Origin of the sequence: Pseudomonas sp. FP1742, assembly GCF_030687145.1 — a bacterium.
Taxonomy (GTDB): Bacteria; Pseudomonadota; Gammaproteobacteria; order Pseudomonadales; family Pseudomonadaceae; genus Aquipseudomonas; species Aquipseudomonas frederiksbergensis_D.
On the sequence record NZ_CP117460.1, the window covers coordinates 4,514,998 to 4,527,514 of the forward strand.

Here is a 12,517-nt window from a genome sequence, read left to right on the forward strand (position 1 = left end):
ACGGACGTGGCCCTCCCATGAAACGCATCACCGTGATCGACTCCCACACCGGCGGCGAACCGACCCGCCTGGTGACCGCCGGTTTTCCTGACCTGGGCACCGGTAGCATGGCCGAACGGCGCAAGCTGCTGGCCGACCATTACGATCAATGGCGCGCGGCCTGCGTGCTGGAACCACGAGGCAGCGACGTGCTGGTGGGTGCCCTGCTCTGCACACCGGTAGACCCGAGCGCCTGTGCCGGGGTGATTTTCTTCAACAACAGCGGTTACCTGGGCATGTGCGGCCACGGCACCATCGGCCTGGTGGCGTCGTTGGCGCATCTGGGCAAGATCGGCCCCGGCGTACACCGCATCGAGACGCCAGTGGGGACGGTGCAGGCGACCCTGCACGAAGACCATTCAGTGAGCGTGCGCAATGTGCCGGCCTACCGTTACCGCAAGGCGCTGGCGTTGCAGGTGCCGGGCATCGGCCAAGTTGTCGGCGATATCGCCTGGGGCGGCAACTGGTTTTTCCTGATCGCCGAACATGGCCTGCGGGTCGCCGGCGACAACCTCGACGCGCTAACTGCTTATACCTACGCCGTGCAACAAGCGCTGGAAGCCCAGGGCATTCGTGGCGAAGACGGCGGGCTGATCGACCATATCGAACTGTTCAGCGATGACGATCACGCCGACAGCCGCAACTTCGTGCTCTGCCCCGGCAAGGCCTATGACCGCTCACCGTGCGGCACCGGCACCAGTGCCAAACTGGCCTGCCTGGCCGCCGACGACAAGTTGCAACCGGGGCAGATCTGGCGTCAGGCCAGTGTTATCGGCAGCGAGTTCGAAGGCTCTTATGAATGGCAAGGCGAGCGCATCGTGCCGACCATTCGTGGCCGTGCCTTTATCAGCGCCGAGGCCAGTTTGATCATCGAACAGGATGACCCGTTCGCCTGGGGCATTCGCCCATGAGTGAGGGCCTGGTGGCCGATGTGATCGTGATCGGCGCCGGCATCATCGGCGCCGCCTGCGCCCAGGCGCTGGCCCGTCGTGGCTTGCAGGTGCTGGTGCTGGACGCCGGCCTGCACGGTGCGACGGCGGCGGGCATGGGCCACCTGCTGGTGCTCGATGACAACCCGGCCGAACTGGCCCTGAGCCAATATTCCCTGCAACGCTGGCGTGAACTGGGGCCGGACCTGCCCGACGGCTGCGCTTACCGCAACAACGGCACACTGTGGCTGGCAGCCAACGCCGAGGAAATGGCGGTCGCCCACAGCAAATACCTGAACCTGAAAGCCCAGGGCGTGGCGTGTGAACTGGTCAGCGCCAGCGCCTTGCGTCAGCGTGAACCGGAACTGCGCGAGGGTCTGGAAGGCGGCTTGCTGATCAATGGCGACGGCATTCTGTATGCGCCGGCGACGGCCCGCTGGATGCTCGACACACCTAACATCCGTCAGCATCGGGCGCGGGTCAGCGCGGTCGATGGCAATCGCGTCTGCCTTGACGACGGTCAGTGGTTGCGGGCCGAAGCGGTGGTGTTGGCCAACGGCATTCAGGCCAGCGACCTGTGCCCGGAGTTACCCATCGAGCCGAAAAAGGGCCACCTGCTGATTACCGACCGCTACCCCCACACCGTTACCCACACCTTGGTGGAGCTGGGTTACGTCACCAGCGCCCACAACGCCACCGGGCCATCCACCGCCTGCAATATTCAGCCGCGCCCCACCGGGCAATTGTTCATCGGTGCCTCGCGGCAATTCGGCACCACCGACCCACAGGTCGAAGGCTGGATGCTGGCGAAAATGCTCAAGCGTGCCGCCGAGTACATGCCAGGGCTGGCCCGGCTCAACGGCATCCGCGCCTGGACCGGTTTTCGCGCCGCCAGCCCCGACGGCCTGCCGCTGGTTGGCCAGCACCCACAGCAGCAGGGCTTGTGGCTGGCGGTCGGGCACGAAGGGTTGGGCGTCACTACGGCCCCCGGCACCGCTGACTTGCTGGTGGCGCAGCTGTTCAACGAAACCCCGCCACTGACCGCCCAACCCTATCTGCCCCAGCGTTTCCTCGGAGAACCCGCCTATGCCTGAATTACTGCTGGACGGCCGCGCCTTGAAGGTGGCCGAGGGCACCAGCGTCGCCGCAGCCTTGGCGCTGGGCAGCGACGGATGCACACGCACTTCGGTCAGTGGCCAACGCCGCGCACCGCTGTGCGGCATGGGCATTTGCCAGGAATGCCGGGTGACCATCGACGGCCGGCGACGCCTGGCCTGCCAGACTCTGTGCCGTGACGGCATGCAGGTGCAGACATGCCCATGAACGAATACGCCGATCTGCTGATCATCGGTGCTGGCCCCGCTGGCATGGCCGCTGCTCTTGCCGCTGCACCCAGTGGCGCACGCATCGTCATGCTCGACGACAATCCGCTGCCGGGCGGGCAAATCTGGCGTGACGGTCCGCAAGCCAATGTGCCTGATCAGGCCCGTCGCCTGCGTGAGCGTTTGCAGGCGTGCAGCAACATCCGCCGTCACGCCGGCACTCGGGTGATCGCCAGTCCCGGTCCGAAACAACTGTTGGTCGAAAATGACGATGCCGGTTGGCTGATCAGTTACGACAAGCTGATTCTGTGCACCGGCGCCCGCGAGTTGCTGCTGCCCTTCCCCGGCTGGACGTTGCCCGGCGTGACCGGCGCCGGTGGTTTGCAGGCGCTGATCAAGGCGGGCCTGCCGGTGCAGGGTGAGCGCGTGGTAATTGCTGGCAGCGGCCCGTTGTTACTGGCGAGTGCCGCCACGGCGAAAAAACACGGCGCGCAGATCCAGCGCATCGCCGAGCAAGCGTCGCGCACCGCCGTCGTCGGTTTCGCCGCGCAACTGCCCCGCTGGCCTGGCAAATGGCTGCAATCGTTCAGCCTGTTCGACCGCCATTACCGCACCGCGACGCATGTGCTGGCCGCCCTTGGCACTGATCGGCTGGAAGGTGTGCGCCTGCAACAGCAGGGCAAAATCATCGAACTGGAATGTGATCGGCTGGCCTGTGGTTTTGGCTTGATCCCGAACATTCAATTGGGCCAGGCACTGGGTTACGCCATCGAAGGTCAGGCGTTGGCCGTGGATGCCTGGCAGGCCAGCCGCGCCGACCATTATGCGGCGGGAGAATGCACCGGGTTTGGTGGCAGTGAACTGGCGTTGGTCGAAGGGGCCATTGCGGGCCACGCGGCGGTCGGTGACCTTGAAGCGGCGCGTCAGTTATGGCCACGCCGTGCGCGCTGGCAGGGTTTCGCCAAGGCACTGAATCAGGCCTTCGCCCTCGACCCGCAACTCAAATCCCTGGCCGGTCCCGACACCCTGGTCTGCCGCTGCGAAGACGTGCCCTACGGCGCATTGACCGGGCACACCGACTGGCGCGAAGCCAAGCTGGCCAGTCGCTGCGGCATGGGTGCCTGTCAGGGCCGGGTGTGTGGCGGCGCGGTGCAGCACCTGTTTGGCTGGCAACCTTCAGCGCCCCGCCCACCCTTCAGCCCGGCACGAATCGAGACCTTGATGTGCCTGGACGACACCCCGCCGGCCTGAAACCCCCTCGGGGGTTTCAGCCACGCTGCCGAGCCTCTATGATCCCGGGGTCGCCCTCAGACCCCAGCGCCATGTATCCCTCGCTCAGCACCTTCAAACCCTGCGACCTGCCCACGCTGTTGAACAGCCTGCAGCCGATTGCGCCGCTGCTCGACACCCTGGCGGACGTGGTGTTTTTCATCAAGGACCGCGAAGCCCGCTACGCCTTCGTCAACCAGACCCTGGCCCGGCGTTGTGGTTTCAAACATCGCGAGGATCTGCTGGGGCTCACCGCCGAGATGGTCTTCCCGGAACGCTTCGGCCCGCTGTACACCGAACAGGATCGGCGGGTGCTGTCCAGCGGTCGCGAGATGGCCGACCAACTGGAGCTGCACCTGTATTACGGCAACCAGCCGATCTGGTGCCTGACCCACAAACTCGCCTTGAAGGATGAACAGGGTCACATCGTGGGCCTGGCCGGGATCTCCCGCGACCTGCAATCGCCACAGTCCAATCACCCCGCGTTCCAGAAACTCGCCGCCGTGGACGCGCACATCCGCAGCCACTTCGCCCGCCCCGTCAGCCTCGCCGAACTGACTGCCATCGCCGGTTATTCCGTGGCGCAACTGGAGCGTCACTGCAAACGGGTGTTCCAGCTCACCCCACGGCAGATGATCAACAAGGCGCGCCTGGAAGAAGGTTCGCGGTTGTTGTTGCACAGCGAGTTGCCGATCACCGAGATCGCCCTGCGCTGCGGTTATACCGACCACAGTGCGTTCAGCCGACAGTTTCGCGCGTTGACCGGTCTGTCACCGAGTCAGTATCGCGATACTCAGCGCTAGACTCATTTTCCGGTGGTTTGATTTGGGGGGTTGAGGGCGTTCTTTCGGGCCTCTTCGCGAGCAAGCCCGCTCCCACAGGGATCTTCAGTGAACACATTATTTGTGTACGCCTGAGATCCAGTGTGGGAGCGGGCTTGCTCGCGAAGAGGCCAGTACAACCACCACAAGGCTCAATGTCAGACCACTAAACAAGCACTGTTTAAACGACACTTCCAGACACTCATCCAGGCTACACATCCTTGCTCCTCTGCCTACGACTACGCCAGAATCCGCCGGCTAGTGCGCCTGTGGCCCGGGCTATATCGTTTCCCTGTCGCTGAAAAAAACAGCGATCGGGTTTGGTAGCCCGCCGTCCACATCGCATAGCTTCACCTTATGCAGGTGCTTTCAGCATTTGTTTTTATGGTGGCCATGCGCAGGGTGCCCTCGGGCACGCCGGTTTTTCCATGTGGGCCGGTCTACCAACCTTCGTATGGCCACCACCTCTTCGTTTGGTAGCGAGAGTGATGGCTCCTCTAATCACATATGGAGTTCCATCTATGTTCAAACCAACACCCAATCCACCAGCACCCGACGACGTTTCCCCCTACGAATCCCTCGATTCCAAAAAACTCCACGAAGCCGCCGACCGCGCCCTCGACCACTACCTCAAACCACCCATCCCCAAAGACACCCAGCGCAAACCCAGCACCATTTACCACGTCGGCCCCAAGGTCGATAACGAAACCCTGCTGGTCAACGCCTGCGAATCCCTGGCGTCAGCGAGCATGATGCTCAGTGAGTTCGCCGGGTTGATGGACATGCCACATCGCAATGTGATGTTGGGGATTCAATCGGTGGTCATGCTCGGTGAATTGGCGGTGAATCGAGTGCTGGATAACCTCGATCCGCAGGGCTAGCCAGAATCTGTGGCAAAGGGGCTTGTTGTGGCGAGGGGGCTTGCCCCCGTTGGGTTGCGAAGCGACCCCAAAATCTGCAACCGCAGGTTTTCAGGTACTCCGCATACACCGGTTTTACGACTGCTTCGCAGCCGAACGGGGGCAAGCCCCCTCGCCACATGAGGTGTGTCAGAGCACGGGTTGATCGCAGGGCGCCGATGTTCCTTTAAGGGGCGCCCCACACAACCATTGCTCCCATCTGTAACACCCGCCATTGCGGCCCCCGCCCCTCACAACATCCCCTGACGCACCGCAACACCTCTACACCAAGGCCTGCCAACAAATTCACGCCTCGGCCTGGAAACGGGCACGTTGATTGCTATATTTAATATCGTATACGAAATCCCCAATACGATATCCAACAGTACTTCACATCAACGAGGCCTCTATGAAAAACCCCGCATTTGCCGTAGCCCTCAGCGCTGTTCTCAGTACCTCCTTCATTGCCACCGCCCAGGCCGACAAGCTCGACGACATCATCGGTTCGGGCAAGCTGCGCTGCGCCGTGACCCTGGACTTCCCGCCCATGGGTTTCCGCGATGCCGGTAACAACCCGGCCGGTTTTGATGTGGACTATTGCCATGACCTGGCGAAAATTCTCGGGGTCGAGGCCGAAGTGGTCGAGACGCCGTTCCCGGACCGCATTCCGGCACTGGTCTCCGGGCGGGCCGATGTGATCGTCGCCTCCACCTCCGACACCCTCGAACGGGCCAAGACCGTTGGCCTGACGGTGCCCTACTTTGCCTTCCAGATGGTGGTGCTGACCCGCGACGACACCGGCATCAACAGCTTCGATGACCTCAAGGGCAAACCCGTGGGCAACACCAGTGGCACCTATGAAGCCATCGCCCTGGAGAAAGACGTGAAGAACTGGGGCACCGGCACCTTCCGCGCCTATCAGTCGCAGAACGACACCCTGCTGGCCGTCGCCCAGGGCCACATCGATGCCACCGTGGTCACCAATACCGTGGCCGCCGCCACGCTCAAGTCGGGCAAATACAAAAACCTGAAGGTCGCCGGTAACGCGCCGTACGTGATCGACTACGTCTCCCTCGGCGCCAAGCGCAACGAGTATGGCCTGCTCAATTACCTCAACCTGTTCGTCAACCAGCAGGTGCGCACCGGTCGTTACAAGGAGCTGTTCGTCAAATGGGTCGGCACTGAAATTTCGCCGACCAACCTGACCGTGCCACAGGTTTACTACTGAGGTGTCCGGCATGCCTAGGCCCACTTCTCTGACCGGTCGCAGCCTGGTCGCGGGCGCCGCCGAGGGCGCCCTGCTGTTCGCCGATATCGGGTTGAGTTTCTGGGGCGGGGTCGATCCGTTTAGTGGTGAGATCATTGACCGTCACCATCCGCTCAGCGGCGAATACCTGGCCGGCCGCGTGCTGGCCATTCCCAGCGGTCGCGGTTCGTGCACCGGCAGTAGCGTGTTGATGGAACTGATCAGCAACGGTCACGCACCGGCCGCACTGGTGCTGGCCGAGCCCGATGAGATCCTGACCCTGGGCGTGCTCGTGGCACAGACCATTTTCGAGCGTTCCCTGCCGGTGCTGTGTATCGGCCGGGAGGCCTTTGCCGCGTTGCGCGGCAAGGCCTTCGCTCGGGTCGAGGACACAACGCTGAGCCTGTTCGAGCACCTGCCGGACGATGCCTGGCAGGCATTCGACAGCCCGTTGCAAACGCAAGACCCAAGTGCCCCGATCGAACTCACCGAACACGACCGGGCGCTGCTCGACGGCCAGCATGGCAAGGCTGCACAAGTGGCCATGCAGATTGTTCTGCGCATGGCCGAACTGCAAGGTGCCCGCTGCCTGGTGGATGTCACCCAGGCGCACATCGACGGCTGCATCTACACCGGACCTGCGAGCCTGCGCTTTGCCGAGCAACTGGTGCAATGGGGCGCCAACGTGCGGGTGCCCACCACCCTCAATTCGATTTCCGTGGACCAGCGCCGCTGGCGCGAATTGGGCATCGACCCGGCGCTCGGCGAACCGGCCAGTGCCTTGGGCGATGCCTATATGGCGATGGGTGCGCAACTCAGTTTCACCTGCGCACCCTACCTGCTCGACAGCGCGCCGAAGGCGGGCGAGCAGATCGTCTGGGCCGAATCCAACGCGGTGGTCTACGCCAACAGCGTGCTGGGGGCACGCACCCTGAAGTACCCGGACTACCTGGACATCTGCATCGCCCTGACCGGCCGCGCCCCGTTGATCGGCTGCCACCTGGACGCGCAACGCAAGGCCCGACTGCAGGTCGAGGTGCCCGCCCTGGGGGAACTGGACGATGCCTTCTACCCGTTGCTCGGTTACCACATCGGCGCGCTGGCGGGCAGCAGGATTCCACTGGTGCGAGGGTTGGAAAACCGCAAGCCGAGCCTGGACGACCTCAAGGCGTTCGGCGCGGCGTTTGCCACCACCTCCGCCGCCCCTTTGTTCCATATCGCCGGGATCACCCCGGAAGCTATCGACCCGGCGCAGGTGCTGGAGGGAGATGTAGCCCTGCCCGTGGAAACAATCCGCCTGAAGGATCTATTGATCAGCTGGCGCGAACTCAACAGTGCCCGCGACAGCCGGGTGGATGTGGTCTCGCTGGGTAACCCGCATTTCTCTCTCAGCGAGTTCGCTCACCTGGCGCGATTGTGCCTCGGTCGACGCAAACACCCCGACGTGGTCCTCGCCATTACCTGCGGCCGCGCCGTGCTGGAGCAGGCTCGCGAAGCCGGGCATATCGCCGTGATCGAAGCCTTCGGCGCGACCCTGGTCACCGATACCTGCTGGTGCATGCTCGGCGAACCGGTGATCCCGCCGGGTGCAACAACCTTGATGACCAACTCTGGCAAATACGCCCATTACGCACCCGGCCTGGTGGGTCGCAAGGTGCATTTCGCCAGCCTGGCTGAATGCGTCGATACCGCTTGCAGTGCCACGGCCAGCGGTCGTCTGCCGGCCTGGCTGAACATTGCCACCCCTCAGGAGACGCTCGCGCATGTTTGATTACACCTTCCAATGGCGCGCCACCCTGCGCGCCCTGCCGGACATGCTCGCCGGCGCCTGGGTCACTTTCGAGACCGCCGCGTTGTCGATGATCTTCGGCGTGCTGATCGCCCTGGCCCTGACGGTGATGCGCGAAAGCAAAACCCCGCTGCTGCGCGGTATCGGCAACGGCTGGGTATCGATCGCGCGCAACACCCCGTCGCTGTTCCAGATCTACGTCCTCTACTTCGGCCTCGGCTCGCTGGGCTTGCACGTCAGCTCATGGTTCGCCCTGCTCGCCGGCATCACCTTCAACAATGCCGGGTATCTGGCGGAGAACTTTCGCGGCGGCCTCAAGGCCGTACCGGACACGCAAGTGCGCGCCGCGCGTTCGCTGGGCATGAGTGCCTTCCAGGCCTACCGCATGATCATCGTCCCGCAGCTGCTGCGGATCGTCTTCTACCCGCTGACCAATCAGATGGTCTGGGCGGTGCTGATGACATCGCTGGGGGTGATCGTCGGGCTGAACAATGACCTGACCGGGGTGACCCAGGACTACAACGTCAAAACGTTCCGCACCTTCGAATACTTCGCCATCGCCGCGGCGCTGTATTACCTGATTGCCAAGGCGATCGTCGCGTCAGCCCGGCTGATGGCCTGGCGGTTGTTCCGTTACTGAGGGCTTGACCATGTTTTCCACCAGTTTTTCCTGGAATGACCTGCTGTTCCTGCTCGATGGCGCTTGGGTCACCCTGCAACTGACGTTCTGGTCGATCATCCTCGGCTCCGTCGCCGGGCTGTTGTTTGGCCTGCTGCGGGCGCTGTTGCCACGCGCCAGCCTGCCCCTGGCCTGGGTGCTGGACGTGTTTCGCAGCGTGCCGCTGTTGATCCAGTTCGTGCTGTTCAACTCACTCAAAAGCATCGTCGGCTTGAACCTCAGCGCCTTCAGCGTCGGCTGCATTGTGCTGGGGGTCTACACCGCCGCGTACTTCACCGAGATCGTGCGCAGCGGCGTGCTGTCGGTGCCGTTCACCTTGCGGCGGGCCAGTCGTTCGCTGGGCCTGAGTTTTATGCAGGACCTGCGCTGGATCGTCCTGCCAATGGCCACCCGCGTGGCCTTCCCCGGCTGGCTGAACCTGGTGCTCGGGGTGATGAAAGACACCGCGCTGGTGATGTGGATCGGCATTGTCGAACTGCTGCGCGCCTCGCAAACCATCGTCACCCGCATTCAGGAACCGCTGCTGGTGCTGTGCGTCGCGGGCCTTATCTATTACGTCATGAGCCTGGTGGTTGCACGCCTGGGCGCTCGTCTGGAAAGAAGGTGGCAAGAAAATGATTGAGATCGACAACGTACATAAATCCTTCGGCGATCTGGCCGTGGTCAAGGGTGTCAGCCTGACGGTGGACAAGGGCGAAGTGGTGTCGATCATCGGCGGCTCGGGCTCCGGCAAATCGACCCTGCTGATGTGCATCAACGGCCTGGAGCCGATCCAGAAAGGCAACATCCGGGTCGATGGCGTCGAGGTCCATCACAGCGCCACCGACCTCAACCGCCTGCGGCAGAAAATCGGCATCGTGTTCCAGCAATGGAATGCCTTCCCGCACCTGACCGTGCTGGAAAACGTGATGCTGGCGCCGCGCAAGGTCTTGGGCAAAAGCAAGTGCGACGCCGAGGCGCTGGCGGTGCAGCAACTGACCCACGTGGGCCTTGGCGACAAACTCAAGACCTTTCCCGGCAAGTTGTCCGGAGGCCAGCAGCAACGCATGGCGATCGCCCGCGCCCTGGCCATGTCGCCGGACTACATGCTGTTCGACGAAGCCACCTCGGCCCTCGACCCGCAACTGGTCGGCGAGGTGCTGGACACCATGCGCATGCTCGCCGAAGACGGCATGACCATGGTGCTGGTGACCCACGAAATCCGCTTTGCCCGGGATGTGTCCGACCGTGTGGCGTTCTTTCGCAATGGCCTGGTGCACGAGATCGGCTCGCCGGATCAGGTGATTGGCAATCCGATACATGCGGAAACGGCGGCGTTTCTGAAATCGGTGAAATAACGGATGGCCCCTTCGCGGGCAAGCCCGCTCCCACATGGGATCGCATTTTTTCTGACAGAGCTCGGTTAAATGTGGGAGCGGGCTTGCCCGCGAAAGGGCCCGAACAGACAAAACAAGGAGCAGGCAATGCGCTCATCGAAAGTCATTCATGTAGTCAGCTGTCATGCCGAAGGCGAAGTCGGCGACGTGATCGTCGGCGGTGTCGCACCACCACCGGGCGCCACCGTGTGGGAACAGTCACGCTGGATCGCCAAGGATGAAACCTTGCGCAATTTCGTCCTCAACGAACCTCGCGGCGGCGTGTTCCGCCACGTCAACCTGCTGGTGCCGGCCAAGGACCCTCGGGCGCAGATGGCCTGGATCATCATGGAACCGGCGGACACGCCCCCGATGTCCGGCTCCAACTCGCTGTGCGTGGCCACGGTGCTGCTCGACAGCGGCATCTTGCCAATGACCGAACCGCAAACCCGACTGGTGCTCGAAGCCCCCGGCGGTTTGATCGAAGCCGTGGCCGACTGCCGTGATGGCAAGGTCGAACGGGTAGAAATCAAGAACGTGCCCTCCTTCGCGGACCGCCTCGACGCCTGGATCGAAGTCGAAGGCCTGGGCTCCTTGCAGGTCGACACCGCGTACGGTGGCGACAGTTTTGTCATCGCCGACGCCAAACGCCTGGGCTTTGCCAGCCGCCCTGACGAGGCGGCCGAGCTGGTCGAGGTCGGGTTGAAAATCACCCGCGCGGCCAATGAACAACTGGGCTTCGTCCATCCGCTGAACCCCGAGTGGTCGCATATTTCCTTCTGCCAGATTGCCGCGCCCATCGTGGTTGAAAACGGCATTGCCACCGGGGCCAACGCGGTGGTGATTCAACCCGGCAAGATCGACCGCTCGCCCACCGGCACTGGTTGTTCGGCGCGTATGGCGGTGTTGCAGGCCAAGGGATTGATGCAGGTCGGCGAGCGCTTTATCGGCCGTTCGATCCTCGGTTCCGAATTCCATTGCCGCATCGATTCGATGACCGAAGTGGCCGGCCGCCCGGCGATCTACCCGTGCATTTCCGGCCGGGCCTGGATCACCGGCACCCACCAATTGCTGCTCGACCCCAGCGACCCGTGGCCACAGGGCTATCGCCTGTCAGACACCTGGCCCGGCGCCTGAAACTCCCCCAGACCAACGGCTATAAAAAACCCGGATTGATTGAAAAAACCACTGGCCGAGCATCGGCATTTAAAATATCGTATACGAAATACAATAAACGAACCGGAGGCAACAATGAGCAAGCGCATTAACTGGAGTGGCGTCTTCCCCGCGGTGACCACTCAATTCAACGATGACTTCTCCATCAACCTGGAAAAAACCCACCAGGTGATTTCCAACGTGATCCGTGACGGCGTATCGGGCCTGGTGGTGTGTGGTTCGGTGGGGGAAAACACCTCATTGACCGCCGAAGAAAAAATCGCCGTGACCGAAGTCGCGGTCGACGCCTCTCGCGGCCGCGTGCCGGTGATTTGCGGCGTGGCCGAATTCACCAGCGTGCAAGCGGCCAAAGTGGCGAATGCGGTGCGCAGGGTCGGTGTCGACGGCGTGATGCTGATGCCAGCGCTGGTTTACGGCTCCAAGCCGTTCGAGACCGCCGAGCACTACCGCTACGTGGCGAAGAACGCCGATGTTCCGCTGATGGTCTACAACAACCCGCCGATCTACAAAAACGACGTCACCCCGGACATCCTGATTTCCCTGGCCGACTGCGACAACGTGGTGTGCTTCAAGGATTCCTCCGGCGATACCCGCCGTTTCATCGACGTGCGCAATGAAGTCGGCGACCGTTTCGTGCTGTTCGCAGGTCTCGACGACGTGGTGCTGGAAAGCATCGCGGTGGGTGCCGAGGGCTGGGTCTCGGGCATGTCGAACGTGTTCCCGAAAGAAGGCGAAACCATCTTCCGCCTGGCCAAGGCCGGTCGCTTCGCCGAAGCCATGCCGATCTACGAATGGCTGATGCCGATCCTGCACCTCGATGCCCGTGCCGACCTGGTGCAGTGCATCAAACTCTGCGAAGCCATCGCCGGTCGCGGCAGCGCCCTGACCCGTCCGCCACGCCTGGCACTGCCGCAAGCTGATCGGGAGTTCGTCGAACAGATCATGGCCAAGGCCATGGCCAACCGTCCGGAGCTGCCGGACGTCGGTCTCTGA

General features: G+C 62.9%; 13 protein-coding genes. All 13 read left to right on the forward strand.

Annotation, left to right across the window (positions count from 1 at the left end; all coding sequences use genetic code 11):
• The first annotated feature begins 17 nt into the window (after positions 1-17).
• The 13 genes from PSH64_RS20245 (at position 18) to PSH64_RS20305 (ending at position 12,517) form a co-directional block, all read left to right on the forward strand.
• Positions 18-950, forward strand: coding sequence for a 4-hydroxyproline epimerase (locus PSH64_RS20245; protein ID WP_305478387.1), 933 nt, complete (start codon positions 18-20; stop codon positions 948-950).
• Entirely contained in the window at positions 947-2,062 is a 1,116-nt protein-coding gene (locus tag PSH64_RS20250; RefSeq protein WP_305478388.1) for an FAD-binding oxidoreductase, read from the forward strand. The genes PSH64_RS20245 and PSH64_RS20250 overlap by 4 nt, the downstream gene beginning before the upstream one ends.
• Complete coding sequence (locus PSH64_RS20255; RefSeq protein WP_008074690.1) at positions 2,055-2,291, forward strand: (2Fe-2S)-binding protein; 237 nt, start codon at positions 2,055-2,057, stop codon at positions 2,289-2,291. The genes PSH64_RS20250 and PSH64_RS20255 overlap by 8 nt, the downstream gene beginning before the upstream one ends.
• Positions 2,288-3,541, forward strand: coding sequence for an FAD/NAD(P)-binding oxidoreductase (locus PSH64_RS20260; RefSeq protein WP_305481191.1), 1,254 nt, complete (start codon positions 2,288-2,290; stop codon positions 3,539-3,541). The genes PSH64_RS20255 and PSH64_RS20260 overlap by 4 nt, the downstream gene beginning before the upstream one ends.
• A gap of 71 nt (positions 3,542-3,612) precedes the next feature.
• Positions 3,613-4,362 (forward strand): AraC family transcriptional regulator, encoded by a 750-nt coding sequence (locus tag PSH64_RS20265; protein ID WP_305478390.1) that lies wholly within the window; start codon positions 3,613-3,615, stop codon positions 4,360-4,362.
• 539 nt (positions 4,363-4,901) lie between these two features.
• A complete protein-coding gene (locus PSH64_RS20270) occupies positions 4,902-5,261 on the forward strand; it encodes a DUF6124 family protein (RefSeq protein ID WP_305411822.1) in 360 nt (119 codons plus the stop codon).
• A gap of 427 nt (positions 5,262-5,688) precedes the next feature.
• A complete protein-coding gene (locus PSH64_RS20275) occupies positions 5,689-6,507 on the forward strand; it encodes a transporter substrate-binding domain-containing protein (protein WP_305478392.1) in 819 nt (272 codons plus the stop codon).
• A 10-nt stretch (positions 6,508-6,517) separates the two neighbouring features.
• Positions 6,518-8,296, forward strand: a complete 1,779-nt coding sequence (locus PSH64_RS20280; RefSeq protein ID WP_305478394.1) for an aconitase family protein — start codon at positions 6,518-6,520, stop codon at positions 8,294-8,296.
• Positions 8,289-8,954 carry an amino acid ABC transporter permease gene (locus tag PSH64_RS20285; RefSeq protein WP_018928302.1) on the forward strand — a complete coding sequence of 222 codons (666 nt, stop codon included), beginning with the start codon at positions 8,289-8,291 and terminating at the stop codon, positions 8,952-8,954. Before PSH64_RS20280 ends, PSH64_RS20285 begins: the two co-directional genes overlap by 8 nt.
• A gap of 10 nt (positions 8,955-8,964) precedes the next feature.
• Complete coding sequence (locus tag PSH64_RS20290) at positions 8,965-9,615, forward strand: amino acid ABC transporter permease (RefSeq protein ID WP_305478396.1); 651 nt, start codon at positions 8,965-8,967, stop codon at positions 9,613-9,615.
• Positions 9,608-10,330: an amino acid ABC transporter ATP-binding protein gene (locus tag PSH64_RS20295; protein WP_064616854.1), complete on the forward strand. Its 723-nt coding sequence runs from the start codon at positions 9,608-9,610 to the stop codon at positions 10,328-10,330. Before PSH64_RS20290 ends, PSH64_RS20295 begins: the two co-directional genes overlap by 8 nt.
• A 126-nt stretch (positions 10,331-10,456) precedes the next feature.
• Positions 10,457-11,485 carry a proline racemase family protein gene (locus PSH64_RS20300; protein WP_305478400.1) on the forward strand — a complete coding sequence of 343 codons (1,029 nt, stop codon included), beginning with the start codon at positions 10,457-10,459 and terminating at the stop codon, positions 11,483-11,485.
• A 114-nt stretch (positions 11,486-11,599) separates the two neighbouring features.
• Complete coding sequence (locus PSH64_RS20305; protein WP_018928306.1) at positions 11,600-12,517, forward strand: dihydrodipicolinate synthase family protein; 918 nt, start codon at positions 11,600-11,602, stop codon at positions 12,515-12,517.

Coding starts and splice junctions, on each gene's coding strand:
- PSH64_RS20270 (WP_305411822.1), top strand. CDS start 4,902: ATGTTCAAACCAACACCCAATCCACCAGCACCCGACGACGTTTCCCCC.
- PSH64_RS20295 (WP_064616854.1), top strand. CDS start 9,608: ATGATTGAGATCGACAACGTACATAAATCCTTCGGCGATCTGGCCGTG.
- PSH64_RS20285 (WP_018928302.1), top strand. CDS start 8,289: ATGTTTGATTACACCTTCCAATGGCGCGCCACCCTGCGCGCCCTGCCG.
- PSH64_RS20300 (WP_305478400.1), top strand. CDS start 10,457: ATGCGCTCATCGAAAGTCATTCATGTAGTCAGCTGTCATGCCGAAGGC.
- PSH64_RS20245 (WP_305478387.1), top strand. CDS start 18: ATGAAACGCATCACCGTGATCGACTCCCACACCGGCGGCGAACCGACC.
- PSH64_RS20290 (WP_305478396.1), top strand. CDS start 8,965: ATGTTTTCCACCAGTTTTTCCTGGAATGACCTGCTGTTCCTGCTCGAT.
- PSH64_RS20275 (WP_305478392.1), top strand. CDS start 5,689: ATGAAAAACCCCGCATTTGCCGTAGCCCTCAGCGCTGTTCTCAGTACC.
- PSH64_RS20280 (WP_305478394.1), top strand. CDS start 6,518: ATGCCTAGGCCCACTTCTCTGACCGGTCGCAGCCTGGTCGCGGGCGCC.
- PSH64_RS20255 (WP_008074690.1), top strand. CDS start 2,055: ATGCCTGAATTACTGCTGGACGGCCGCGCCTTGAAGGTGGCCGAGGGC.
- PSH64_RS20260 (WP_305481191.1), top strand. CDS start 2,288: ATGAACGAATACGCCGATCTGCTGATCATCGGTGCTGGCCCCGCTGGC.
- PSH64_RS20265 (WP_305478390.1), top strand. CDS start 3,613: ATGTATCCCTCGCTCAGCACCTTCAAACCCTGCGACCTGCCCACGCTG.
- PSH64_RS20250 (WP_305478388.1), top strand. CDS start 947: ATGAGTGAGGGCCTGGTGGCCGATGTGATCGTGATCGGCGCCGGCATC.
- PSH64_RS20305 (WP_018928306.1), top strand. CDS start 11,600: ATGAGCAAGCGCATTAACTGGAGTGGCGTCTTCCCCGCGGTGACCACT.